This is a genomic window from Actomonas aquatica, from assembly GCF_019679435.2.
In the GTDB taxonomy this organism is placed as follows: domain Bacteria; phylum Verrucomicrobiota; class Verrucomicrobiia; order Opitutales; family Opitutaceae; genus Actomonas; species Actomonas aquatica.
The window spans coordinates 2,515,388-2,541,170 of record NZ_CP139781.1 but is presented as its reverse complement, the minus strand read 5'-3'; the positions used below and the strand labels follow the sequence as shown (position 1 = coordinate 2,541,170).

The 25,783-nt window shown below is 63.0% G+C and carries 21 protein-coding genes; 10 read left to right on the top strand and 11 right to left on the bottom strand.

All coding sequences use genetic code 11. The annotated features are described in order from the left end of the window. The first annotated feature begins 210 nt into the window (after window positions 1–210). The 4 genes from K1X11_RS10050 (at window position 211) to K1X11_RS10035 (ending at window position 4,996) form a co-directional block, all read left to right on the top strand. Window positions 211–1,035, top strand: a complete 825-nt coding sequence (locus tag K1X11_RS10050; RefSeq protein ID WP_221032208.1) for a succinate dehydrogenase cytochrome b subunit — start codon at window positions 211–213, stop codon at window positions 1,033–1,035. Between the two features lie 12 nt (window positions 1,036–1,047). Next, a complete protein-coding gene (locus K1X11_RS10045) occupies window positions 1,048–2,970 on the top strand; it encodes a fumarate reductase/succinate dehydrogenase flavoprotein subunit (RefSeq protein WP_221032207.1) in 1,923 nt (640 codons plus the stop codon). Window positions 2,971–3,031: 61 nt separating this feature from the next. Then, window positions 3,032–3,799: a succinate dehydrogenase/fumarate reductase iron-sulfur subunit gene (locus K1X11_RS10040; protein WP_343212922.1), complete on the top strand. Its 768-nt coding sequence runs from the start codon at window positions 3,032–3,034 to the stop codon at window positions 3,797–3,799. Window positions 3,800–4,231: 432 nt separating this feature from the next. Continuing rightward, entirely contained in the window at window positions 4,232–4,996 is a 765-nt protein-coding gene (locus K1X11_RS10035) for a hypothetical protein (protein ID WP_221032205.1), read from the top strand. A 174-nt stretch (window positions 4,997–5,170) separates the two neighbouring features. On the opposite strand, the gene K1X11_RS10030 is transcribed toward K1X11_RS10035, so the two are convergent. The 5 genes from K1X11_RS10030 to K1X11_RS10010 form a co-directional block, all read right to left on the bottom strand. After that, complete coding sequence (locus tag K1X11_RS10030; RefSeq protein ID WP_221032204.1) at window positions 5,171–5,509, bottom strand: P-II family nitrogen regulator; 339 nt, start codon at window positions 5,507–5,509, stop codon at window positions 5,171–5,173. Window positions 5,510–5,621: 112 nt separating this feature from the next. After that, window positions 5,622–6,308, bottom strand: a complete 687-nt coding sequence (locus tag K1X11_RS10025) for an SIR2 family NAD-dependent protein deacylase (RefSeq protein ID WP_221032203.1) — start codon at window positions 6,306–6,308, stop codon at window positions 5,622–5,624. A gap of 46 nt (window positions 6,309–6,354) precedes the next feature. Continuing rightward, window positions 6,355–7,350 (bottom strand): hypothetical protein, encoded by a 996-nt coding sequence (locus K1X11_RS10020; protein WP_221032202.1) that lies wholly within the window; start codon window positions 7,348–7,350, stop codon window positions 6,355–6,357. Between the two features lie 70 nt (window positions 7,351–7,420). After that, window positions 7,421–7,759 (bottom strand): P-II family nitrogen regulator, encoded by a 339-nt coding sequence (locus K1X11_RS10015; RefSeq protein ID WP_221032201.1) that lies wholly within the window; start codon window positions 7,757–7,759, stop codon window positions 7,421–7,423. A 69-nt stretch (window positions 7,760–7,828) separates the two neighbouring features. Continuing rightward, the gene (locus tag K1X11_RS10010) at window positions 7,829–10,600 is read right to left on the bottom strand and encodes an NHL repeat-containing protein (RefSeq protein ID WP_221032200.1); all 2,772 of its coding nucleotides are present in this window, start codon (window positions 10,598–10,600) and stop codon (window positions 7,829–7,831) included. A 173-nt stretch (window positions 10,601–10,773) separates the two neighbouring features. Here K1X11_RS10010 and K1X11_RS10005 point away from each other — a divergent pair, with 173 nt between their 5' ends. Continuing rightward, complete coding sequence (locus K1X11_RS10005; protein WP_221032199.1) at window positions 10,774–12,105, top strand: amidohydrolase family protein; 1,332 nt, start codon at window positions 10,774–10,776, stop codon at window positions 12,103–12,105. Next, entirely contained in the window at window positions 12,089–13,357 is a 1,269-nt protein-coding gene (locus tag K1X11_RS10000; protein ID WP_324726157.1) for an amidohydrolase family protein, read from the top strand. Before K1X11_RS10005 ends, K1X11_RS10000 begins: the two co-directional genes overlap by 17 nt. A 133-nt stretch (window positions 13,358–13,490) precedes the next feature. Here the strand turns inward: K1X11_RS10000 and K1X11_RS09995 are convergent, their stop codons facing one another. From K1X11_RS09995 to K1X11_RS09985, 3 genes are all read right to left on the bottom strand, one after another. Next, on the bottom strand, window positions 13,491–14,846 hold the full coding sequence (locus K1X11_RS09995; protein ID WP_221032197.1) for a Gfo/Idh/MocA family protein: 1,356 nt from the start codon (window positions 14,844–14,846) through the stop codon (window positions 13,491–13,493). Window positions 14,847–14,967: 121 nt separating this feature from the next. Next, window positions 14,968–15,366, bottom strand: a complete 399-nt coding sequence (locus K1X11_RS09990; RefSeq protein WP_221032196.1) for a type II toxin-antitoxin system VapC family toxin — start codon at window positions 15,364–15,366, stop codon at window positions 14,968–14,970. Between the two features lie 3 nt (window positions 15,367–15,369). Next, on the bottom strand, window positions 15,370–15,600 hold the full coding sequence (locus tag K1X11_RS09985) for an AbrB/MazE/SpoVT family DNA-binding domain-containing protein (RefSeq protein ID WP_221032195.1): 231 nt from the start codon (window positions 15,598–15,600) through the stop codon (window positions 15,370–15,372). A 144-nt stretch (window positions 15,601–15,744) separates the two neighbouring features. Here K1X11_RS09985 and K1X11_RS09980 point away from each other — a divergent pair, with 144 nt between their 5' ends. Continuing rightward, window positions 15,745–16,863, top strand: a complete 1,119-nt coding sequence (locus tag K1X11_RS09980; RefSeq protein WP_221032194.1) for a helix-turn-helix transcriptional regulator — start codon at window positions 15,745–15,747, stop codon at window positions 16,861–16,863. An 84-nt stretch (window positions 16,864–16,947) separates the two neighbouring features. Then, window positions 16,948–18,138 carry a DUF418 domain-containing protein gene (locus K1X11_RS09975; protein WP_221032193.1) on the top strand — a complete coding sequence of 397 codons (1,191 nt, stop codon included), beginning with the start codon at window positions 16,948–16,950 and terminating at the stop codon, window positions 18,136–18,138. A 101-nt stretch (window positions 18,139–18,239) separates the two neighbouring features. Here K1X11_RS09975 and K1X11_RS09970 read toward each other — a convergent pair whose 3' ends face one another. From K1X11_RS09970 to K1X11_RS23500, 3 genes are read right to left on the bottom strand one after another with little or no spacing between them, the layout of a single operon-like run. After that, window positions 18,240–18,407: a hypothetical protein gene (locus K1X11_RS09970; RefSeq protein WP_221032192.1), complete on the bottom strand. Its 168-nt coding sequence runs from the start codon at window positions 18,405–18,407 to the stop codon at window positions 18,240–18,242. Window positions 18,408–18,463: 56 nt separating this feature from the next. Beyond that, on the bottom strand, window positions 18,464–21,220 hold the full coding sequence (locus K1X11_RS09965) for a vitamin B12 dependent-methionine synthase activation domain-containing protein (RefSeq protein ID WP_324726156.1): 2,757 nt from the start codon (window positions 21,218–21,220) through the stop codon (window positions 18,464–18,466). Window positions 21,221–21,268: 48 nt separating this feature from the next. Beyond that, complete coding sequence (locus tag K1X11_RS23500; protein WP_221032191.1) at window positions 21,269–22,342, bottom strand: homocysteine S-methyltransferase family protein; 1,074 nt, start codon at window positions 22,340–22,342, stop codon at window positions 21,269–21,271. 637 nt (window positions 22,343–22,979) lie between these two features. On the opposite strand from K1X11_RS23500, the gene K1X11_RS09955 reads away from it, so the two are divergent. Beyond that, window positions 22,980–24,824, top strand: a complete 1,845-nt coding sequence (locus K1X11_RS09955; RefSeq protein WP_221032190.1) for a TonB-dependent receptor plug domain-containing protein — start codon at window positions 22,980–22,982, stop codon at window positions 24,822–24,824. Between the two features lie 47 nt (window positions 24,825–24,871). Beyond that, window positions 24,872–25,753, top strand: a complete 882-nt coding sequence (locus K1X11_RS09950) for an ABC transporter substrate-binding protein (protein ID WP_221032189.1) — start codon at window positions 24,872–24,874, stop codon at window positions 25,751–25,753. The last annotated feature ends 30 nt before the right edge of the window (window positions 25,754–25,783 follow it).

Genomic DNA, 25,783 nt, shown 5'->3' with positions numbered 1-25,783 from the left:
AATTTTCTGGCTTCTTGATATTAGTAATTCGCTCCTCAAATTTTGTTTAGAGTTTAGCGCTGCTAATCTTTTTGGGCCTTACAGGTTACCTAATAGGCCGTGCCTCAGGGGGTTGAGGCGTTTACAAGCCGCACTTCGCCCCTCAGGGTTCGCCTCCTCACGGCCCGGGCTCTCTGCCCGGCCGGCACATGGACCCTCTTCTCTCTCTCGATGAACCTGTTCCGCAACTTGTTCACGTCCTCCATCGGGCGTAAAATCCTGATGGCCGTAACTGGTTTGGTCTTGGTCGGTTTTGTAACCGGCCACTTGGTGGGCAACCTCCAGATCTTTCTGAAGCCCGACCATATCAACGGCTATGCGCATTTCCTTCAGGGCCTCGGACCTGCCTTATGGGGCGTTCGACTCTTTCTACTGGCCTGTGTGGGTATCCACATCTGGGCCGCGGTGGCGCTCACCTTGGAAAGCAAATCCGCCCGCGGGCCCGAAAAATACGGCGTGCACCGCTGGTTGCGGGCTTCGGTCGCCTCTCGCTACATGCGCATGACCGGCGTGGTCGTGTTGGCCTTCCTCATCTACCACATCCTCCACTTCACGGTGGGTCTGGCCGGAGCTGACACCTTCAAGTCGAGTCTGCCGCACTGGACCATGCAGCACGACGTGCGTGAGTTCGGTATGCCGCTGGCCGATGCCGGCGATGTGGTGCACGACGTCTACTCGATGATCTTCCTCGGGTTCGCCAACCCGCTGGTCTCGCTCTTCTACATCGTCGCGGTCGGTCTGCTCGCGATGCACATGTGGCATGGCATCGATTCGGTCTTCCAGACCTTCGGCCTCCGCAACAACTCTTGGAACGGCTGTCTGCGCCGCATCGTGGCGATCTACTGCATCGTCTACTTCCTCGGCAACCTGCTGATCCCCGGCACGATTCTGGCCGGCATCGCCAAGCCCGCCGAAGACACCCTCGCGCACCAAGTCCTGGTCGAGGGCGCCTCTCTCGAGGACGCCGCCGCCACCGCTGCTCCCTCAACCCACTAAGCTCTTCCCGACATGGCCCAACTCAACTCTGCCATCCCTCCCGGCCCGCTGGCCGACAAGTGGAATAACTACAAGGCCAACCAAAAGTTGGTCAATCCGGCCAACAAGCGGAAATACAAGGTGCTTGTGGTCGGTGCCGGTCTCGCCGGTGGCTCCGCCGCCGCGACCATGGCCGAACTCGGCTACCAAGTGGAGTGCTTCGTCTTCCACGACAGCCCCCGTCGCGCTCACTCCATCGCCGCCCAGGGTGGTATCAACGCCGCCAAGAACTACCAGAACGACGGCGACAGCATCTACCGCCTCTTCTACGACACGGTGAAGGGGGGCGACTACCGCTCCCGCGAAGCCAACGTGCATCGCCTCGCCGAGGTCTCCCTCAACATCATCGACCAATGCGTCGCGCAGGGCGTGCCCTTCGCCCGCGAATACGGCGGCCTCCTCGCCAATCGCTCCTTCGGTGGCGCGCAGGTTTCCCGCACCTTCTACGCTCGCGGCCAGACCGGCCAACAGCTCCTCCTCGGTGCCTACTCCGCGCTCTCCAAAATGATCGGTGCCGGCGGCGTGAAGATGCACAACAACGCCGAGGTGCTCGATATCGTCCTCGTCGACGGTCAGGCCAAGGGCATCATCGTCCGCAACCTCATCACCGGTGCCATCACCCGTCACGCCGGTGACGCTGTGGTGCTCGCCACCGGCGGTTACGGCAACGTCTTCAACCTCTCGACCTACGCCCGCAACTCCAACGGCACCGCCGCCTGGCGCGCCTACAAGAAGGGCGCCTGCTTCGCCAACCCCTGCTTCACGCAGATTCACCCGACCTGCATTCCGGTCTCCGGCGACTACCAGTCCAAGCTCACGCTCATGTCCGAGTCGCTGCGCAACGACGGTCGCATCTGGGTGCCGAAGAAGGCCGAGGACTGCGGCAAGGATCCCAACACGATCCCCGAGCAGGACCGCGACTACTACCTCGAGCGCATCTACCCGTCCTTCGGCAACCTCGCGCCGCGCGACGTGTCCTCCCGCGCCGCCAAGCGCATGTGCGACGAAGGTCGCGGCGTTGGTCCGACTAAGCTCGGTGTGTATTTGGACTTTGGTGACGCCATCAACCGCCTCGGCGCCGACACCGTGCGCGCCCGCTACGGTAACCTCTTCGACATCTACAAAGAGATCACCGACGAGTCGGCCTACGAGACGCCGATGCGCATCTTCCCCGCGGTGCACTACACCATGGGCGGCCTCTGGGTGGACTATAACCTCATGTCCAACATCCCTGGCCTCTTCGTCCTGGGTGAAGCCAACTTCTCCGACCACGGCGCCAACCGCCTCGGCGCCTCGGCTCTCATGCAGGGTCTGGCCGACGGTTACTTCGTCGCCCCCTACACGGTCGCCAACTACCTCGCCACCCAGAAGCCCGGCTCGGGTCCGAAGGGCGACGAGAAGGAGTTCCACGACGCCGCCAAGTCGGTCGACGACATGACCAAACGCCTCCTCTCCATCAACGGTAAGGAGACCGTCGCTCACTTCCACAAGCGCCTCGGCAAGATCATGTGGGATCACTGCGGCATGGCGCGCACCAAGGAAGGCCTCGCCGAAGCCCTCAAACTCATCCCCGAGTTGCGCGAGGAATTCTGGCAGAACGTCAAGGTCACCGGCACCGAGGACACGCTCAATCAGTCCCTCGAAAAGGCCGGCCGCCTGGCCGACTTCCTCGAACTCGGCGAGCTCATGTGCCGCGACGCGCTCACCCGCGAGGAGAGCTGCGGCGGTCACTTCCGCGAGGAATACCAATACCCGGACGGCGAATGTCTGCGCGACGACGAGAAGTTTGCGCACGTCGCGGCCTGGGAATACCAGGGCGAGGGCAACACGCCCAAGCGCAACGTCGAAGATCTCAACTACGAGACGGTCAAGATGAGCGTCCGTAGCTACAAGTAATCAACGGAACCCTCCAATTCGAAATACCACCATGGTAGCCGATAAATCTTCCACCCAGAATATCTCCGTCACCCTCCGCGTGTGGCGGCAATCCGGGCCCAACTCCGAGGGCAAGTTCGTCGATTACAAGGCGACCGACCTCAACCCGAACATGTCCTTCCTCGAAATGCTCGACGTCGTGAACGACGACCTCGAGCGCAAGGGGGAGGAGCCCATCGCCTTCGCTCATGATTGCCGCGAGGGCATCTGCGGCACCTGTTCGCTCGTCATCGACGGCAAGCCGCACGGTCCGCACGAAGGCATCGCCTCCTGCCAGACCTACGTGCGCAGCTTCAAGGACGGCGACGTCATCGTCGTTGAACCCTACCGCGCCAAACCCTTCCCGGTGCAGAAGGACCTCATCACCGACCGTGCCGCCTTCGACGCCATCCAGCAGGCTGGCGGCTTCATCAGCGTGCGCACCGGCGCCGCCTGTGACGCCAACGCCACGCCGATCCCGAAGGAAAACGCCGACCTCGCCATGGACGCCGCCGCGTGCATCGGTTGCGGCGCCTGTGTGGCGGCCTGTAAGAACGCCTCGGCCATGCTCTTCGTGGGCGCCAAGGTCTCGCAGTTCTCGCTCCTCCCGCAGGGCCAACCCGAGCGCGACAAACGCGTGCTCGCGATGGTGGCCAAGATGGACGAACTCGGCTTCGGCAACTGCACCAACCAATACGAGTGCTCCGCCGCCTGCCCGAAGATGATCAGCCCGGACTTCATCGCCCGTATGAACCGCGATTACCTCGCGGCCAGTTTCCGCCAGTCGCTCACCCCCAAGAGCTCGGTGTAAAACTTCTCGCTGTAGTAGCCGGGCTCGTTGAGCCCGGTGACCGGCTTCAATTCCGAAAAGGCGCTCCCGCAATGGAGCGCCTTTTTCGTAGGGAGTTCTTCAGGGGGCGTAGCGCGTCGGTCCCCTACATGTGCCGAAGTGTGACCCCTTTCGGCGGAACTTTCGCGACAACGCGTCCCTTCTTCGGGCTAGGGGCGACTCCAGATTTGCGGGTATGAACAGCACTAATTTGGATATGCCTGTATGTCGCATCTGTCTTATGGGATCTACTCGCGGAAAGATCGCGTCCAATCGCTCTCCCGGCTTGCGGACGCTCTCCGGTGGCTCCTCCTGCCGCTGTTCGCGTTGACGTGTCCCACCGGGCGAGGGGTGGTTAGTTTTAATGTCTGCTATCCGGACTACGTTTTGGCCGATCCGATGTATGCACCCATCATGTCCTCGATCGAGGATGCGTTCTCCACGGTCGGAACTTGGTTTAATCATACCGCGACCTTGGACATTTATGCGGAGCCCGCTGAGTTTGAGGCGGGGGTTTTGGCGGTGGGGACGTGCTACTTCCCGCCGCAGGACGGATTCCATAATGTCCGTGCGGCGGAACACGTCTTCACTGGCGTCGATCCTCGTGTCGCCTCTTTTGACGGGATGCTTCGAATAAATCCCAACCAACCTTGGGATTTCGACGACGACGTGGGGGCCTCCCGTTTCGATTTCAAAACGACGGTGATGCATGAGGCGCTGCATATCCTGGGCTTCGCCTCCGCCATCGATTTGGACGCCACTCCGGGCAGCGCGGATAGCTTTCCGCTGTTCACGTCGTTCATCACCAACGGCAGCGACTTCGTAATCCATGCCGATGGCACCTATGCGGACATGGATTTGGTTTCCGGTGAGTTCTATTTTGAGGGCCCGAATGCGGTGAACGCCTACGGAGGGCCGGTGCTGCTGTCGGCGGATATGGGCCACCTGGATGAGACCGTCTTTGGGGAACTGCTCATGACCCCGATGACCGGCTATGGAGCGGGGCCACGAAACTTAAGTGCGCTGGAAGTGGGCATCCTGGAGGATTTGGGTTTCTCCATAAATGCCGCGGCACTGACGCCCGTGCCCGAGCCTGCCCACACTGCCCTTGTTTTGGGCCTTGGTTGCCTGGGATTGGTCTACCGCCAACGCCTTCAGCGGCGTAGGTTGACCGACTAGAAGTCAGGCAAAGCGGCGTCACCTTGGTCCGCCAGCTGTAGCTGGGCTCGTTGAGCCCGGTCCGGGGTCAATGACCCTGGCTATAACCCAACCAAAAAGGCGCTCCGTTGCCGGAGCGCCTTCGGTTTTCTTTGCTGGGTGTAAAGAGGGGTAGGAAGCGTCGACGCTGAGAATTTAGACGGCGTCGTCGCCCACTTCGCCGGTGCGGATGCGCACGGCGCTTTCGACGTCCATGATGAAGACCTTGCCGTCACCGATCTTGCCGGTCCGGGCGTGGCGTGTGATGACTTCCAACGCCTTGGCGACCAACTCGTCGGGAACGACCAGCTCCACCGTGGTCTTGGGCAGGAAATCGATCACGTATTCGCTGCCGCGGTAGACTTCAGTGTGCCCCTTCTGGCGACCGAAGCCCTTGGTTTCGTAGACGGTCATGCCTTGCACGTCCATTTCGTGGAGAGCCTGGCGGACCTCTTCCAATTTGAAGGGTTTGATGATGGCTTTGATCAGTTTCATGCGTTGCTTGGGACGAGATCTGAAAAGGACGTCGAAACAATCCGCTCCGCTTCGTGGCGTGAAGCCTTAACCCTGCGCACTTGTTGAGAGATTTGGCGCACGTTCCGCCGTGTTATTCGCTCTGAGGGAGTCCCAAAAGGTCGGCCAGATGCGGCACACCCCGCTCCGCAGATTCTGTCACCACCTCGTAGCCGAGAGGCACATTTTGGGGCCGCGGATCGACCAAATAACAGGCCGCCGCCGGGGGCGCAAATTGGGTAAGGCTGGCCGCTGGATAGACTTGCAGCGAGGTGCCGATGACCACCACCAGCTCCGCAGTTTCCATGATCGCGGCCGCTTCCTCGAGGGCCGGCACCGCCTCCCCAAACCACACAATGTATGGCCGCAACTGCGCCCCGCGCGAGCAAACATCGCCCCGCGCGATCGGTGCGTAGCCGATGTCGATCACGTCCGCCGGATAGCGGGTGCTACGGGCTTTGGTGAGCTCACCGTGAAGATGGACAATGTGGTGCGAGCCGGCCCGCTCGTGCAGATTATCGACGTTTTGGGTGATCACGGTGACGTCGTGGTCTCGGTCCCAAGCGGCCAAGGTGCGGTGGGCGGCGTTCGGCTCCACCTGGGCGAGCTGGGCCCGGCGGTCGTTGTAGAATCGCAGCACCAGATCCGGATCGCGGTGCCAGGCCTCAGGCGTGGCGATGTCCTCCATCCGATGATTTTCCCACAAACCTCCGGCGTCGCGAAACGTCCGCACTCCGCTGGGAGCACTGATGCCGGCTCCGGTCAAAACGACGATCTTCATGCGCCGGTGTTTGTGGCCTGCTGGGGTCGCCACCGCAATGCGCGGATCAGGCCTGCTTGGCGGGGCGCGATCTTCTGAGGCGAGGGCCGGTGTGTGCCTTGCGGCGTCGCGAGGTTCGAAGCGAGGCACGTTTCTGTTTCCGCCGCGTTGATGGTGTCGGCTTCAGCTCGGCGTGTCGGGCTTTGCGCTCCTGCCGCGCGTGCGCCAGCAGCAGGAGGCCGCAGGCGACGAGGGCTTGATACACGGCGGTGTGCAGCGCGGCGTTGATCTGGTGATCCGGAAAGTGGGCAAGGTAGTGACTGAGGTCTTCGGCCGGACGGCTGTCGGTCAGCCAGCCGATGGTCTTTTCCTTACCGTCGGTGAGCAGGAAGAAGAGATGCCAGGCGATCTCTTTCACCACGCCGGTGCCGACCCGCACGACAAGATCGATTGTCTGGGCCACCCCGGAGCCGAGGTAGCCGATGAAGCCCGCCACCCCGCCGGTGACACCTTGGTAATAAGCCACGACGTTGAGGAGCAGGCTGGTGCCGGCGGCGGACGCCACGCCGATCCGCGCCACGTAGGGCAACAGCGCCCGTTGGCACCGGGCCCTCCACCACAGGCCGACCAGCAGCAGCCCGAGCAGCAGCGCCGGCGCCCATAGCACGTAGGCTTCGGCGCGGTTGGTGGCGCCGGCGTGCAGCACCTGAGTGTAAACCGTGGAGCGGATGCCGGCCATGTTAGTGAGATTGGTGACGGCGTCGCCCCAACGGCCGTGCAGCAGGTTGGGGAAAAACTCCGCCGTGTTGTGCGCCGCGGCATAGAAGACGTTGCCGAGCTGAGCCTTCACATCGAACCAGCCGGCGACCCGAAAGGGCAGGCGGTCCCGGGCGGCTTCGACGTAGTGGGTGAGCAGCCCGTAGAGGGCCAATGTCATGCCGAGCATCAACGAGCTGGTGCTCCCACGGACGGCGCTTCGACCGAGGGCGCGACCCAGCCGCCGCCAACGCGGGGCGGCTGCAGCAGTGGGAGCGGGGCTGGCGCGAGGGGAGGAAGCGGGCATACCGCGTCCATGGACCGGTTCAGCCGGATTTGGTGCCATCGGCGGGCGTGGGGCCGGTGTGGCGGGTCCGCTACAACGCGTCGTGGCTAGTTTCGCCCGTGCGGATGCGGACGGCTTGCTCGACCGGGATGACGAACACCTTGCCATCGCCAATGCGGCCGGTGGAAGCGCAGTCGCAGATCAGCCGAATGATCGATTCCATATCATCCCCCGGCAGCACGATTTCGCACATGGATTTGGGCAGGAAGCCGACCACGTATTCGCTGCCGCGGTAGATCTCGAAGTGCCCCATTTGTCGTCCCATGCCGCGCACATCGCTCACCGTCATGCCCTGCGCGTCCGTCGCCTCCAACGCTTCCCGCACGGCTTCGACTTTGAACGGCTTGATGACGGCTTTGATGAGTTTCATGCGTGCCCGCAGCTAAGCAGGCCCCGTGCTGAAGCTGGGAAAATTTGGGGGCGAGGGCGGCCAGGACGCTCACTTCACCTCGTAGACCTCGATGATCGCCAGACCAGCATCGCCTCTCGCCGACTCCAGGTGCACCGAGTAGTTGCCGGCCTCGAGTTGCACCAGCAGCGCTGCGTCGGTCGTGTCGGACCCGAGCAGGGGGAATGCGCCCACTGCGGTCCCGGCCGCTTCGATCAACGGGGCGCCGGCCCAATCATCGTTTTGATTAATGAGCGTGCTGCCGCGGAAGAGCCGCAGGCGTGGATCGTCCAGCACGGCGCCCCCCGGCACGCCGACGCCGGTGAGCGAGGGGCCGACGCCGCGGATGAGCACGGTTTTTTGGCCGGTGCCGGTGATGACAAAGCCCGCCACCAAACGCCCATCGCCGGGCGATACGGTTGTGAGGGTGGACACGTTGGTGAGGCGGGAAACGCCATCGAGATCGGCATCGTAGACCTCGACGAGCACCTGCCCGGCGACGCCGTCGGCGGCCGAGATGGTGGCGGTGAGCGGACCGCCGGGGATGGCGCGCGTCGTGGCGGCATCAGTGGAACCGGCGGTGAGGGGAAAGGCACCGAGGCGTTGGGCAGTGCCGGCAAGGTTGTCGGCGTCCGACCAGTTGTCGGCCGTTTCAACGAGTTGGCCGTTGCGGTCGTAGAGCTCCAGCAGCGGGTCGGGCATGAAGCCGCTGGTGACGCCGTGGGCGGCGAGCTGCGGACCGACCGCACGCACCAGCACGGGTTTGGCCGCATCGCCCTCGGCGACGAAGCCGGCCGTGAGCGTGGAGCCGCCATCGCCCACGCGCTTGAGCACGGAGAGATTGGCCAGACGTCCGGCGTCGGGCGTCGCAAATCCGACCATGATGCGGTGGTTATAGGGATCCGCGCCGTAGATCTCGCCGGTCGGGGAAATCGCAAGACTCGCAATTGCGGTCCCATATGGCGCTGGTGCAAAGGTGCCGGTGATGTCGAGAGACGTGACGGTGCCGTCCGGGCGCACTTCCCGCAGGCGATGGGGATTAAACTCCGATACGATTGCCACGCCGTTGGGGAGGAACGCGATGTCCTGCACTGAATTGAAGCCAGCTTCGGCACCGATGCCGTCGGGTGGAGGATAGTAGGTGTTGCCGCCGGCAATGGTCGTGACGGTGCCGTCGGTCGCGACGCGTCGTATCCATAAATGATCTCCCACCCAGATCGAGCCGTCCGGGGCGACGCCGAGCGATCGGGGTAGCACGAAACGCGCGTCGCTCCCCGTGCCATCGGAGTATCCGCCGCCTTCGGTGTGCGACCCGGCCAAGGAGCTCACGGATCCGTCCGGGGCGATGGCGCGCACCACGTAGCCGCCGTTGTAGTCGATCACGTAGCCCGTGCCGGCGGGACTAACGGCAAAATGGGAAGGACCACGAAAACGTGCTTCGGCGGCGGTGCCGTCCCGGATTGCAGCCTCGTCGGGCGATCCGGCCCATATGCTCCATTGGCCGTCAGTAGTGAGTTTGCTGATACAATTTTCCGGGAAATTGCAGAAGTAGAGGTTTCCGGCCTGATCGGCATCGATGCGATTGAAGAACGCGTCGGGGTAGGGGGTATCCGCGCGATCCAATACGGTCGCGACGTCGCCGGTGCGAAGGTCGATCGCACGGATGCGGGCCAAGTCGGATACATAAAGGGTGTCGTTGTAGATGGCGCTCAACGAACTGGCTTCGAAAAAGCCGGCATCCTCCCTGGGCCCATCAGCGACGGGTTGGATGCCGAGGCCAGCGATCACCGTCGAGGTCCCGTCCTTGGTCAGGTGCTGGATGGAGTGAGTGAGCGGGTCGGCCAGGTAGACGCCGCCATTGGGGGCGGGGGCGATGTCGTTGGCGCGCAGAAAAAGCCCCGGATATCCCAAGCGGGGGTCGGGCTCATTGACGATCTGCAGGTTGTGGTCATCGGTCACGGTGCTGATGATGCGGGACGTCATCTGGCTCAGCCACACCTCACCGTTGTCGTGCACGGCGATGCCTTGAAAATTGGTCTGGAAAATCGGGAGGGAATATTGCGGAGGACCAATCTGCTCTCCTTCCCCGGTTGGAGAGATACGATAGACCACCCCGGAAAACGGTATGCCGAAATATAGGTAGCCGTCGGCGCCGACCTGCAGGTCGTTGACCAGAGTCGGGTTGTGCTCGACTCCGGGAGACGAGTTGTTCACCCAGACCGTGGCGATGCCATCGGGCGTGACTTTCAGAATGTTGCCATTCGCCGAGACGAAGACATTCAGGTCTTGGTCCACGGCGACACCGGTGGAGCTGAACATGAACGTGGAGCGGGCGGGGGCGGAGTCTCCAAGGGAAATCAGGGATTGGCCGCCGCTGGTGGTGCCTCCGATGGTGGATACGACGCCGTTGGGGGAGATGCGTCGCAGCCACAAGTTATCGATCAGGTAGATCGAGCCGTCGTGAGCGACCGCCAGCGCGATCAGATTGCTGAAACGGGCGACGTCGGCCGGGCCATCGGTCAGGCCACCTTCGCCGGCTTTACCGGCGATGGTGGAGACGACGCCTTGCGGGGTGATTTTGCGTATCACGCTATTGCCGCGGTCGGCGACATAGATGTTGCCCGCGGCGTCGACATCCAGGGCTTGAGGAGAGGAGAAGCGAGCGAGGTCGCCCGGTCCATCGACGTAGCCAGCGTGGTGGCGGTCACCCGAGTAGTGATTCCACAGTGCGGAGATACCTTGGGCGGAGCTAAACGATGCGGTGGTCAGCACCCAGGCCATGGCGATGGCGGTGCTGATGCGGGCGAGGGGTTTTAGGGGCATTAAGAAACGATCTAAGCGGCCAGCTTCACCGCAGCATGTGCAACACGGTCCACCGAGCGCACGCCGAAATTTACCGGCAGCGCGACCGAATGCCTCGTGGCTTTGGTCTCCAAAAAACCGTCCCGCGGGCAGTGGTGCGTTGCGCTCTGTGCCCAGACCGGTTTTCTGCCCGCATGCTCAAACCTGTTACATTCGTCGCACTGGTTTGTTCGGTGGCGACGCTCTTTGCGCAGGAATCGCCGGTGGCCTATACGGGGGCCCGGATTCTGCCCATCACGGGGGACCCCATTGAGACGGGCGTCCTGGTCATTCAAGACGGTAAAATTCTCGCGGTCGGCGCGGAGGGTTCGGTCGAGATTCCGGCCGATGCACAGACCATTGATGTCGGCGGCAAGGTCATTATGCCGGGGTTGGTCGATTCGCATTCCCACATCGGCGGTTGGCCGGGCTTTTCCGCCGACAACTCCGATGCCATCCAACCCAGCATGCGGGCCCTCGACGGCATCGACGCCCGCGACGCCACGGTGCAGCGCGCGCAAGCCGGCGGGATCACCACGGCCAATCTCATGCCGGGCTCCGGCCACCTCATCAGCGGCCAAACCATTTACGCCAAGCTGCGTGACGTGGGCACGGTCGACGAGATGCTCATTACGCTGCCGAACGGCCGCACCGCCGGTGGCCTGAAGATGGCCAATGGCACCAACTCGATCCGCCAGGACAAACTGGCCAAGTTCCCCGGTTCCCGCGCCAAGTCCGCCGCGCTCGTGCGCGAGGCCTACATCGCCGCGCAGGAGTATCGCGACAAACTCGCCGCCGCCGGTGACGACCCGGAGAAAAAACCGGCGCGTGATCTCGGTATGGAGATCCTCGTCGAAGTCCTCGACGGCGAGCGGGTGGTGCAACACCACACCCATCGCCACGATGACATCATCACGGTGCTGCGCCTGAAGCAGGAGTTCGGCTTCAATGTCGTGCTGCATCACGTTAGCGAGGGCTGGAAGGTGGCCGACCAAATTGCTGCCGCCGGTGTGCCGTGTTCGCTCATCGTGCTCGACAGTCCGGGCGGAAAACTGGAGGCAGCCGACTTCGCCTGGCGCACCGGCGCGGCGCTCGAAAAGGCGGGCGTGATGGTCGGCTTTCATACCGACGACTACATCACCGATTCACGCCTTTTCCTGCGCACCGGCGCGTTGGCCGTGCGCGGCGGCATGACCCCCGAGGGCGCCCTGCGCGGCCTCACCATCAACAACGCCAAGATCCTCGGGCTCGATGATCGCGTCGGTTCGCTCGAGGCCGGCAAAGACGCCGATTTCCTCGTGCTCTCCGGCGACCCGCTGAGCGTTTACACGGTGGTCGAACAAACCTTCGTCGAAGGCCAACGCGTCTTCGATCGCAGTGATCCGGAGGATCATTTGTTTGCCGTGGGCGGATTCGGCGCGAGCTCGCCGGTCGCTCCCTACCTGTGCTGCTACTCCAGCCAGATCGACTTTGAACACACGCACTGAGGAACACGCCATGAAGACCATTGTATCAAAAATTCTGTTACTGGCGGCCGTGGCGGGCGGCGCGCTGACGACCTCGGCGGAGACCATCGCGGTGCACGCCGACACCCTGCACACCATGGCCGGCGAACCGATTGAGAACGCCATCGTGCTCGTCGAGGACGGCAAAATCGTCCAAGTCGGCCCGGCTGCGGCCATGACCCTGCCGGCTGGCATCCGCACGCTCGAGGTGGCGGTGGTGGTGCCGGGACTCGTCGACGCGCATTCGGTGGTGGGCCTGTCGGGTATTCTCAACCAACCGCACGATCAGGACATGCTCGATGAAAGTGCGCCGCTGCAGGCGGACCTGCGCGCGATCGATGCCTACAACGCCAAGGAGGAGTTTGTCGCGTTTTCGCGCGGACTGGGTGTGACCACGATCAACACCGGGCACGGTCCGGGCACCCTGGTGTCCGGTTCAACCATGGTGGTGAAGCTCCACGGTCGCACCGCCGACGAGGACGTGATCCTGCCGCAGCGCATGGTGACGGTGTCGTTGGGCATGGATGCGATCGCCAGTGATGCGGCCAAAGGCAAAGCGCCGGGCACCCGCCCCAAGGCGATCGCCATGCTGCGCGCCGATCTGATCAAAGCGCAGGAATACGCGACCAAGCGCGCGCTCGAGGACGAGTCCAAACGCCCCGGCCGCGATCTGCATCTCGAGGCTTTGGGCCGTGCACTGTCTGGTGAGCAGCCGCTGCTGATCACCGCGCAACGAGCGGTCGACATTCTCGGCGCGTTGCGCGTCGCGGCAGAGTTTGACCTCGAGATCATCCTCGATGGCTGCGCCGAGGCGCATCTGGTGCTCGATCAAATCAAGGCGTCCGGTTTCCCGGTAATCCTGCATCCCACGATGGCGCGGGCGGCGGGTGAGTTGGAGAACCTGAGCATGGAGACGGCGGCGAAGCTGCAGGCCGCGGGCATTCCGTTTGCGATCCAAAGTGGCTACGAAGCGTATGCGCCCAAAACGCGCACGGTATTGTTTGAAGCCGGGTTGCTGGTGGCGCGCGGGCTGAGCTGGGACGAAGCCATGGCGAGCATCACGCGCGCGCCGGCGGAGATCCTCGGTCTGGCCGACCGCGTGGGCACGATCGAAGTCGGCAAGGACGCGGACCTCGCGCTCTTCAACGGCGACCCCTTCGAATACACCACGCACTGCGTCGGCACCCTGATCGACGGCGTCGCCTACGCCGGCGAAGCGGATCATCTGCAATGAACTCCGAAGTGTAGCAACAAGGGCCTCACCTCGTGTGAGGCCGGTGCGTTGCCTCGTGTGAGGCCGGTGCGTTGCCTTTTCGCGGCGGCTCGACACGAGGTCGAGTCCTACAACGGGATTGGGACGCCGCGCCTCACACGTTCTCCGGATCCGGGTGGACGTAGGGGGGGCGGTAGGGGCGGGCGAGGCGGGCGGTGGCCTCGGGGTCGCCGGGGACGGTGCGCGTCGTCGGGTCGTAGGCGATGGGGCGGCCGAGGGCGACGGACAGGTTGGCGAGCTCACACATGGAACTCGAGATGTGACCTTCCTCGATGTCGGCGATCGGCCGGCTGCGGGTTTCGCGCGCGGCGAGGAAGTCCTTTACGTGGTTGTCCTCGGCGACTTGGAAGACGCCGGCGTTGCCGAAGTCGATGTTCTCGAGGTCACCGCTCTTCGACATCATGTGACGCCCTTCGACCGGTCCGCCGTCGGCCGGGGTGAAGGTGTAGTCATACATGGTCAGGTTGAGCGTGCCGTGTTCGCCGAGGAAGCGGGCTCCCCACTGGTCGCTCCAATGGCGCTGCGGAATCGGGGAGCCGCCCCACAGGCGGTGTTCCCAACTCACGTCGAGATCCGGGTAATGGAAGGTGCTGTGCTGCGTATCGTAGACGTCGGAGAACGAGTCCTTGTTGACGTAGATGCCTCCGGTGGACTGCACGTAGTCCGGCCAGCGCAGATCGAGCAGGAAACGCACCTTGTCGAGCGTGTGCACCCCCACGTTACCGATGACGCCGTTGCCGTAGGCCATGAAGGAGCGCCAACCACGGTTCTCAATGATCTCCCGGTAGGGCTGCTTTTCGGCCGGCCCGGCGTAGGCTTCGTAGTCGAGGTGGTCGGGCACCGGCACGACCGGACGAGGTCCGGTGGAGTAGCCCTCGATGCTCAAGTAACTGTAGGCCTCGACGAGCGCGATCTGCCCGAGACGACCGCTGCGCATGTAGGCGTCACGAGCTTCCTGATACAACGGGTTGCTGCGCCGCTGGGTGTTGATCTGCACGACCCGATCATATTTGCGGGCGGCGGCGACCATGGCCTCGCCCTCGATCACGTCGACGCCGATGGGTTTATCGAGGAAGACATCACAACCGGCTTTGATGGCGTCGATCGTCGGCAGGGCGTGCCAATGATCGGGCGTGGCAATGATGACGATGTCGGGTGCGTTCTCGGCCAACATCTGCCGGTAGTCGGCATAGGTTTGCGGCACCTCCTTTTGATGCTCGGCCACCTGCGTGAGGGTTTTCTGCAGATTCTTGGTGTTCACGTCGGCCAGGCCGGTGACGAGGAAGTCTCCGCAGCGGGTGAAGACGTTGTAGTTCACGCCGCCATACCAGCCGCAGCCGATGATGCCGAGGGTGGGACGTTTGACGGAGGATTCGCCGTAGAGACGGGAGGAGGCGGCGGTGGCGGCGCCGGCAACGGCGAGATGGGAAACAAAGGTGCGTCGGTTCATGGGGATGGGCAGATGGGACCGTGGCGGCGTGGGCGGGAAGGGACGAGCGGCAAGCTGCTCTCAGTTGAGCGGGCCGGGGACGCGACGCAATGTATCGGGAACGATTTGTGTGCTCGGCGCGTCAGGGGGTAATCAGCGGGACGCGCGGGAAATAGCTGGCATAGCGGCTGCCGTCGCGCGTCAGCAGACGAAGACCGGACGTTTGGGCATGAGCGCCGATGTAGAAATCGGGCAATGGGCGATGTTTCGTTCCGCCCCGCTGGCGATAGACCCGAAAGGCATGGGCGGCTAGAAATCCCGCATCATATGGCAGCTCCAAGCGGGTCAAGGGCCAGTGTTTTAGAGCCTTTTCCAGTCCGGCGGCGGTGCGATAGGCGACGGCTAGCTCCGCGTAGATGATCGGATTGATGGCGAGTTCCTCTTGCTTGATGGCCGCTATCAATTGGGCCTCTGACCACTCGGCCCAATCCGGGTCGTCGGCCAGCACGTCGATGAGGACGTTGGTATCGACCAGAATCACCGATCAGTCCTCGCCCCGGGTCAGGTCCAGTAACTCAGCCGAACGCTGGATGGCGGCCGATCCCTTGGAACGCCGCAGCGCAACGCGCAGCTTCTGCAGGCGCTCGATATTGGCGGGTCTGATCAAGACGCCTTCCGGGGTCTCCTCAAAAACCACCTCAGTATCTGGGGTCAAAGCGTAGCGCTTCCGCAGTCGTTGCGGGATGGTGACCTGACCCTTACTGGTGAGCTTCATGAGTAAGAAAAAGCATCAAAAGTAATACCGGGGCAAGGTCTATAGTGAAGGGGGCCGCGTCAGCTGCTGGGGGCGCGGGGGGCGGAGGCGAATTTCGACGGTGGACCCAGCATGGCGGAGTTCTTTTGCTGAATTCACGAGCCTATGGATCTGCCGACCTTGATTCTCCTTTATGTGTTATTGGTGACTGCCGGCCAGGGACTGGTGTTGGGGGGAATCGTAGCGGCCCAACGACCTCGCCATGTTTCATTCGGTTATCTGGCGCTGTTTTTTGTCCTGATGTCCCTCGGTTGCGGCGAGAAAGCGGTTGAAGGCATCTTCTATCCGCCGGGCGCCGGGGAGTTGCCGATCCCGTTCACTTTTCCTTTGGCTTACCTGCCCGCGATCTACCTGCACCTGCGCCATCTGATGGCTCCAGCAGAGCGGTTTCGTTGGTCGGAGTTGTGGCATTTTACGCCGGCGGTGCTGATGGAATTTGCGGCGTATTACTTGGTGCCGGGCGAGGGGATTTACGGTGGATTTGTGCTCATTCAGAGCCCGGAAGCGGTGCGGGAGTTCTTTCGGACCTACGACCTTATCTTCAGTCTCCATTTCTTTTTCTACACCATCGTGCTGGTCAAGGTGGGCCGGCAGTTGGCGTCCAAATCAGAGGATCACGTCCTGCGGGTTTGGCTGCGGCGTCTGTTGCCCACCTTGATAACGTTTTGGGTGAGCTGGGTGCTGGTGAAGTTTATCGGCAAATGGAATCCGCTGGGCTACGCAGTCTCTTACCTCGTGCATGGTGCGGCCATTGTGAGTATCTACGGTGCAGGGTTTTCCTTCATCCTGCAGATGCGGGCAAAGTTCATGCGGTTGCTGGCGAGTCCCCTCGCGAGGCCGAAGGAACCCATGACCCGTCCCGAGGCCACTGCGGTGATTGGTCGGCTGCGTGATACCGGTCTGTTTCGAAAACAGAAACTAACTCTGGCGCAAGCGGCGGCTGAGCTGGGACTCGCCCAGCGGGCGTTGACCGAAGCGGTGCTGGAAGGCGGTCACGGCAACTTTAGCGAATTGGTCAACCAGTTGCGGGTGGATGCGTTCAAACAACTCGCACAGGAACCGGGAGCACGGCGCATGTCTCTCTTCGGCTTGGCCCAGGAAGTGGGATTTGCGTCCAAGGCTTCCTTTCACCGCACCTTCAAAAAACACTGCGGTCAAACCCCGCGAGAGTTTGTGGATACCGCCGCGATTTCTCCTGCGGCGAGTGGGGCCACGGGGGCGTAGGCCGGCGAAACGGAGTCTCACATGGCGATATGAGACCCGACCCCGCTTCCCCGACAAGCGGACAACAATGCACGCTGGGTGCGCATGACCAATTCATCCATTACCAACGGCTCGGTGCATCCGGTCCGGGATCGGACCACCACCCTCGACTTTGTGCGTGGCTTTGTGCTGCTGGGGATCCTCGTTTCCATCATCGACAGCTACGGCGGATCTTTGGCGTTTGGGAACGAAGTGCATTCCCCTTCGAGTTCGTGGGATGAGGTGCTGGGCTTTTGGATGCCGCTCATCATCAACCGGCGGTTCATCGCCATTTTCTCACTGCTCTTCGGTATCGGGATTGCGATCCAGCAACAGAATTTTGCCAGCCGCGGGGTGCCCTTCACCGGTTACTTCCTGCGTCGGATGGCAATGCTCGCCCTGTTGGGGGTGATTAATACGACCTTCTTTTTCTGGACCGAAATCCTGCTCGTCTACGCGGTGTTTGGCACCGTGGTCTATCTGATCTCGCGTTGGCCCCGTGGTCTGCTGCTGACCCTGGCGGGCTTGGCGTTTTTTGTCTGGGGGTCGCTCTACGAGGTAGTGGGTCGTCCGCGCTGGATCGAGCTGTTCGGCTGGTTTGTGCAGGACTATTCCGGTGACCAGCTGCGCCAGATCTATTCGCAGGGCCCTTTCTGGGCAGCGGCCAAGTTGCGCTGGATCGAGTATGGCACGATCTACGCCGACAATGGATTTCACCTCGGGATGTCGTTTGCGATGATTCTGGTGGGATACCTCGCCGGGAGCAACGGCTGGCATCGCACATTCATGAGCGAGCTGGAGAAGTATAGGAAACTGTTTGGGTTCGCGTTGCTCTATTCCGTGGGATTCGGTCTGCTTGCCTGGCAGCAGGGGAGGCCCGAGTTTCTGATCACCGATTCGCTGGTGCTTTCGGTCCTGCATGCGGTGTTCACGCTGGCGACGATTTTTGCCTACGTGTTCCTGTTGGCGGCATTGAGTCGAAAGTTGGGGCCGAATCACGTGGTGTCCCGGGCGCTCGCCAATAACGGGCGGTTGTCGCTGACCGGATATATGGGCGGCGCGGGAGTCTACGCGCTGATCTTTTGTCACCCGGGGCTCGGGTGGTATGCGCAGCTGAACAAGCCTCAACAGATCGGCTTGGCGATCGCCGTCTACCTGGCGTTCACGGTATTCAGTTGGATCTGGCTCAAGCGGTTCGAGCGTGGGCCGATCGAGTGGGTGTTTCGCCGGCTTTCCTACGGTCGCCCACTGTCGTAGTCGAAGTAGGGGCCGAGCCCATTTTCGGCGTTGGCCAAGTCACGGCCACAACGTTTGGCGCAATCGGTGACTAGAATCTCGAATCAGTCCTTGCCGCCGCGTCAGCTGCTGGGGGCGCGGGGGGCGGAGGCGGCGACGACGATGGCGCCGATTAGGGGGCTGAAGAGCAGCGATACCAAGACGTAGCCCCAGAAGCCCAGTTTACGGTCGCGGCCGAAGAAGCCGACGCCCGCGCACAACGCGACGTAGATGGGCAAGACGAGGTCCATGCGGCGCAGTGAGGGCGAGCGTTACGTGAAGCGCAATGCGGGGAGGGCGTTTTCGTTCAATAATCCAGATACGGTCCGAGCCACTTCTCGACTTCGGCGAGCGGTCGGCCGCTGCGGTCGGCGTAGTCGGTGACCTGGTCTTTGCCGAGGCGGCCGATGGCGAAGTATTTGGAATCTGGATGCGCGAAGTAGAAGCCGCTCACGCTGCTGCCCGGCGTCATGGCGCAGCTTTCGGTGAGCGCGATGCCGGTCGCGGCCTCGACGTCCATGAGCTGCCAAAGCTGACGCTTCTGAGTGTGATCGGGGCAGGCCGGATAACCCGGCGCGGGGCGGATGCTGCGATACTTTTCCCGGATGACTTCGTCCATCGTCAGTGTCTCGCTTTGGCCGAAGCCGGCGAAGTCGCGGGCCTTTTTGTGGCAGAGCTCGGCCATGGCTTCGGCGATGCGGTCGCCGAGGGCCTGCACCATGATGGCGTTGTAGTCGTCGCCGGCGGCTTTGAATTCGGCCGACCAGGCTTCGACTTCCGGACCGGCGGTGACCGCGAAACCACCGAGGTAGTCGAGCCGACCGCTGTGGCGCGGCGCGATGAAGTCGGCGAGGCAGTGATTGGACTGGCCGTCGGGCTTGGGCTGTTGCTGGCGGAGGAAGTGGAAAGTATCCAGAACCTCGTTACGCGAGTCGTCGCGGTAGATTTCCACGGAATCGCCCACGGCGTTGGCGAGGTAGAAACCCATGATAGCGCGCGGGCGGAAACGTTGCTCGGCCACGATGCGATCAAGCATGGCGCGGGCGTCGGCATAGAGTTTGGTGGCTTCGGTGCCGACGACCTCGTCGGTGAGGATGTCGGGGAAGCGACCATGCAGTTCCCACGTGGAGAAGAACGGCCGCCAGTCGATGTAGGGGATGATGTCCTCGAGGCGGATGGCTTCGCCGTCGAAGCTCTCAGTGTTCAGCGGTCGGCTGTCAGCTTTTGGTGCTTGGGGCAGCTGAGAGCTGATCGCTGACCGCTGATCGCTCCCGAAGGTTTTCGTGCCGAGGAACGCCGGCGTGGGGATGTCGACGTCGTCCCAATCGAAGGTCTGCGCGCGTGTCCGGGCGGTGGCGTAGGGGAGCAGGGGTTTGCGGTTTTGGCGGGCGGCGAAGTCGGCGCGCTGTTTGTCCTGCTTGGTCGTGTTTTCGGCGAGGAAGACCGGCTTTTGCGTGTCGCTGAGCAGGGCGCTGACGACGTTGACGACGCGCGAGGCGTCGAGGACGTGCACGACGCCGTGGTCGTATTCGGGCGCGATCTTGACCGCGGTGTGGGCGAGGCTGGTGGTGGCGCCGCCGACGAGCAACGGGACGTCGAGGCCGGTGCGCTTCATCTCCTGGGCGACGTGCACCATCTCATCGAGCGACGGGGTGATGAGACCGGAGAGGCCGATGACGTCGGCGCCGATCTCCTTGGCTTTGGCGAGGATCTTGTCGCAGGGCACCATCACGCCCATGTCGACGACCTCGTAGTTGTTACACGCGAGCACCACGCCGACGATGTTTTTGCCGATGTCGTGGACATCGCCCTTAACGGTCGCGATCAAAAATTTGCCCTGCGTTCGGGCGGTGCCACCGGCGGCGAGGGTGCGGGCTTTTTCCTCCTCCATGAAGGGGGTGAGGTAGGCGACGGCTTTCTTCATCACGCGGGCGGATTTGACCACCTGCGGCAGGAACATCTTACCGGCGCCGAAGAGGTCGCCGACGACCTTCATGCCGTCCATCAACGGCCCCTCGATGATGTCGAGTGGGCGCGGGAATCGCGGGTCGGTGCGACAGGCTTCGGTGTCGGCTTCGATGAAGGTATCGATGCCTTTGACCAACGCGTGGCTTAATCTCTCCTCGACGGAGAGCTTGCGCCACGCGTCGGAGTTTAGGTTGGAAGTTGAAGATGAAGTCTTGTTGGCGCCGCTGGCTTTGAGGGCTTCGGCGTGTTCGATGAGGCGCTCGGTCGCGTCGTCGCTACGGTTGAGGAGCACGTCGTCGACGAGGTCGCGCAGCGTGGGCTCGATCTCGTCGTATACGCCGAGCATGCCGGCGTTGACGATGGCCATGTCCATGCCTTCGCGGATGGCGTGATACAGGAAGGCCGTGTGCATCGCTTCGCGGACCGGGTTGTTGCCGCGGAACGAAAACGACACGTTGGAGACGCCGCCGGAGACCTTGGCGTGGGGCAGGGTTTCCTTGATGATGCGGGTGGCCTGAAAGAAGTCCTGGGCGTAGTTGTTGTGCTCCTCGATGCCGGTGGCGACGGTGAGGATGTTGGGGTCGAAAATGATGTCCTCGGGCGGGAAGCCGATGCCGGTGAGGAGTTGGTAGGCGCGGGTGCAGATGCGCACTTTGTCATCGCGGGAGGCGGCCTGACCGTCCTCGTCGAAGGCCATGACGACGGCGGCGGCGCCGTAGCGCATGAGCAGGCGGGCGCGCTGCAGGAAGGTCTCTTCGCCGTCCTTGAGCGAGATGGAGTTCACGATGCCCTTGCCTTGGAGGCATTGGAGGCCGGCTTCGAGCACGCTCCATTTCGAGGAATCGAGCATGATGGGCACGCGGGCGATGTCGGGCTCGGCGGCGATCAAGTTGAGGAACTTGACCATGGTCGCATCGCCGTCGATGAGCGCCTCGTCGACATTGATGTCGATGATATTGGCGCCGTTTTCGACCTGTTGGGCGGCGATGGCGAGACAGCCATCCCAATCGCCGGCCTTGAGCAGTTTGGCGAAGCGGGGGGAGCCGGTGATGTTGGTGCGTTCACCGACGACGAGGAAAGAGGAGGCAGCGTTCACTGAGTAGTAGCGAGTAGTGAGTAGCGGGTAGCGAGTAGGCAGGGTGGCTTAAGCCACGACGAGGGGTTCGAGGCCGGAGAGGCGGAGGGCGTTGGAGCGTTGCGGGATGGCGCGGGCGGGCAGGGTTTTGACTGCCTTGGCGATGGCCGCGATGTGGTCGGGGGTGGAGCCGCAGCAGCCGCCGACGAGGTTGACGAGGCCGGCGTTGGCGAAACCTCCGAGGTCGTGGGCCATGTGTTCGGGCGTCTCGTCGTAACCGCCGAAGGCGTTGGGCAGGCCGGCGTTGGGGTAGCACGTGACGGCGCACTCGGCGAGGCCGGCGAGCTCTTCGAGGTAGGGGCGCATTTCCTTGGCGCCGAGTGCGCAGTTGATGCCGACGCTGAAGGGGCGGGCGTGGCGGATGGAGTGATAGAAGGCGGCGATGGTTTGGCCGGAGAGGGTGCGGCCGGAGGCGTCGGTGATGGTGACGCTGATCATGACCGGCAGGCGGGTGCCGGTTTCCTCAAACACGGTCTCGAGGGCGAAGAGCGCGGCCTTGGCGTTGAGGGTGTCGAAGATGGTCTCGACGAGAATGGCGTCGACGCCGGCGGCCACGAGCGCACGCACCTGTTCGGTGTAGGCGGTGACGACCTGATCCCAAGTCACGGCGCGGTAGTCGGGGCGGTTGACGTCGGGCGACATCGAAAGGGTGCGGTTGAGCGGACCCATGGCGCCGGCGACAAAACAGCGGCGGCCGGGCGTGGCGGCTTCGGCGGCGGTGGCGGCACGGCGGGCACAGGCGACGGCGGCGGTGTTGATGTCGGTGACGGCGGACTCGAGCGCGTAGTCGGCCTGGCCGATGGTGGTGGCGCTGAAGGTATTGGTTTCCACGATGTCGGCCCCGGCGGCGAAGTAGCGGGCGTGGATCTCCTCCACGATGTCGGGCCGGGTGAGGCAGAGCAGGTCGTTGTTGCCCTTCAGGTCCTGCGGGTGGTCGGCAAAGCGTTCTCCGCGAAAATCATCCTCACTGAGGCCGTAGCCCTGGACGACCGAACCCATGGCGCCATCGAGCACGGCGATGCGTTCGGCGAAAAGCGCACGGAGGGCGGAGGTGGAATCAGAATCGTGGTCGGCGGTCGGCATGAAGGTCGGTTGAATGAAATATCAGTATCGGACGCAAGAAACATATCATTACATCAAAATGCGATGATATGTCGAATGGGTCGGCCAATATCCCGACAGGCCGCAGCAAAAGTTGCGCAAGCTTGAGCATTGCTTTGGGGGCGGGATGGAGCGGAGAGTGCTCGTCCGTTCTTTCGCATAGGCCACGAGGCGCAGGGAAAGCCGTGAAACTCGGCTACAGTTGCGCTGCGGTAACTCACCAGTCCAAAGCTCCATCCAGGTCGCACTCCGCGAGTCTGGAGCAAAGCCAATCGTTCGGCGAATGCCGGCGGTGAAGGCGGAGTGGAGGCAGGCTCGCGCGATGCGCGCAGGTTCCAAGGTCCAAGAAATGAAGTGCCAGGATGAAGTCTCTATCCTGCTACTTGTTACTTGGCTTCTTTTACTTGCGAGCGAAGCGAGCTGGGACGTGAGAAGTCCGAACACGGTGTCTCGAGGTGCTCACGCGTCGGCTGCGAATCTTTTGCGCGCAACCGACGTGAAATCTTCATCGCAAAAATGAAGCGTGAGAGCAGCTCAGCGAAATCCATCACCGATCGAGATCGGGGTGGGTGGCCGTGCCACTGCTCTTACCTGAAACAAGAGTCAGTTACACGTTCCCATGAACCTCCTGTCTGCCCGTTCCTCTCTCACGGGTATTTTCCTTTCCAGCGCGGTCGCCGCGTTGGCCCAATCCAGTTTGGTCACCGAGCTCGATACGCTCGTGGTGTCCGCCAACCGCACGCCCACCGATGCCGCCGCCGTGACGTCCTCCGTCACGGTGATGGATCTGCCGGACCTCGCCGCGGCGCAGGTCGACAGCCTGGCCAGCGCCCTCAGTGAGGTGCCCGGTCTGAGCGTCATGCAAACCGGCGCGCCGGGCGGACCGACCTCCGTCTTCATCCGCGGCGGTGGCGCCGATCACACCCTCTTCATGGTGGACGGCGTGCGCATGAACACCAGCGACGCCAGCTACAACAACTACCTCGGCGCCGCGGGCATTTGCGGTCTCGATCGCGCCGAAGTCCTGCGCGGTCCGCAAGGCACCCTCTACGGCGCCAGCGCGATGGGCGGCGTGATCGTGCTCGAGTCGGCGCGGGGCGGCGGTGACAACCGCGGCCAAGTGAGCCTCGAAGCCGGTTCGTTCAACACCTACCGCGGCTCCGTCGAATGGCGGGGCGCGACCAGCGGCCTCAATTACGCCGCTTCGCTCTCTGGCGTGTCGAGCGACAACGACCGTGCCTACAACACCTACGACCAGTTCTCCTACACCGCGCGTCTGGAGACCCAGTTGAACGACCGCCTGACGGTCGGCTGGACCCTGCGCGGTCAGGACGTCGACACCGGCTCGCCGGGCAGCGTTGGTTCCACCTACGTGGGTGAAGTCGATTCCCGCGAGAACCTCTCCACGGTCTACGCGCTGTGGCAACCGTCCGACCAGCTGAGCTCCCGCCTGACCTACGGCTGGGTGCAGCAGGAGTATGTTTACACCCCGGTGCCGCCGCCGGTGGGCAACGCCTGGGACACCGACTATTACAGCCGCGACACGCGCAACGTGATCGATTGGCAGACCAACTGGGATCCCGCCTCGAGCGTGTCCGTGGTGGGAGGCATCACCGTCGAGACCGAGGACATCGCCACCGTAAGCCCGACGGACAACGACCGTTTCGCGAACGACTCCAACGCCGCGTATGCACTCGTCAACTACACGCCGGCCGAGGGCACCACGCTCTTCGGTGGTGTGCGTTACGACGACTACGACCAGTTCGGTGACGCCACCACCTGGAAGGCCGGAGCCTCGCAGGTCTTCGCCACCGGCACCAAGCTGCGCGTCAACTACGGCACCGGCTTCGCCGCGCCGCGTCCGATCTACGTGCAGGGTGGCCCGTGGTATAACGCCAACCCGGACATCCTGCCGGAAGAATCCGAAGGCTGGGACTTCGGCATCGACCAAGAGTTCGGTAACGGTGTCGCGGTCGCGAGCCTGACCTACTTCACCAACGATTTCGAAAACCTGTTGGTCTACGACTTCACCGTTCCCGGCATGCTCAACACCGGCATCGCCAGCAGCGACGGCGTGGAAGCGGCGTTGTTGATCAACGCCACCGAGCGCGTGTCCCTGCGTTTCGCCTACACGCAGCTCAATGCGGATAACGACGAGCTCGATGTGCCGCTGCTGCGTCGCCCCGAGCACCGCTTCTCCGGTCAGGTGATTTTCCGCCCGACCGACGAGCTGATCGTGGGTGCCGGTTTTGAAGGCGTCGACGGTGGCTTCGACGGCAGCTCCAGCGCGCCGGTCGCGGTGCCGGGCTGGACGGTCTTCCGCTTCTTCGGTTCCTACGACCTCGGCAACGGTCTGCGCGTGAAGGCACGGATCGAGAATGCCTTCGACAAGGCCTATGAGCCGATCAGCGGTTATCCCGCGTTGCCGCTGGGTGTCTTTGGCGGCATCGATTGGTCCTTCTAACGCTCTCCCGCCTCCGGCAAACGGACCGCACTTTCCCCACCAGAATCATGGAAATGTTCCGACTGTTGCACCTGGGCTTCCGCCTCCTGGCGGGGGGAGTGGGTTTGTTTGCCGGTGGCCTGGGCGTGGCCCGGGCCGAAGCCGTGCGCATCGTCTCGCAGACGGTGGGCACCGATGAAATCGTGCTCGCGCTCGCCGAGCCCGAGCAGATTGCGGCCCTGAGCCACCTCGCCTACGAGCCGGTGTATTCGGCCGTGGCGGAGGAGGCCAAGGCCTACCCGAAAATCGAACGCGGCGACGCCGAAACGATTCTCAAATATCGTCCGACGCTCGTGATCGGCGCCGACTACAGCCGCGTCGAATTGCTGGAGCAAATCGAGCGCGCCGGCGTGAAGGTTATCAAGATCGAGCACTACGGCACGCTGACCGACGCCTACCACAATCTCCGCATGATCGCGGCGGCCATCGGTCCGGAGGCCGAAGCGAAAGCCGAACGCATCATCGCCGACGGCGAAGCGCGCGTGGCAGCGCTGGAGGCGCGTTTGGCCAACGTGGAACCGGTGAAGGTGATCGCACCCTCGACCTACGGTGTGATCGGCGGAGCCGGCACGACCTTCCAGGATTTATGCGACCATGCGGGCGCGGAGAATTTGGCGACGACGCTCGGCGGACTCGAAGGCCACGCGCCACCGCCGGTGGAGAGCATGCTTACCTGGCCGATTGAGAAAGTGGTGCTCGCGGCGGATTCCGTGGACGACGCCCTCGCGCCTTACGCGAAGTTGCCGCCTTATGCGTTCATGGCCTCCATCCGCGAAAAGCGTGTCGCCCTGATCGCGCCCTACATGCTGAGCAGCGTGTCGCATCATCGCATCAAAGCTTACGAAGCACTCGCGCGAGAGTTGCACCCGGAGGTGTTTAGTGACGGGTGAGCGGGCACTGCCTTGGCCGCAACGTCACGC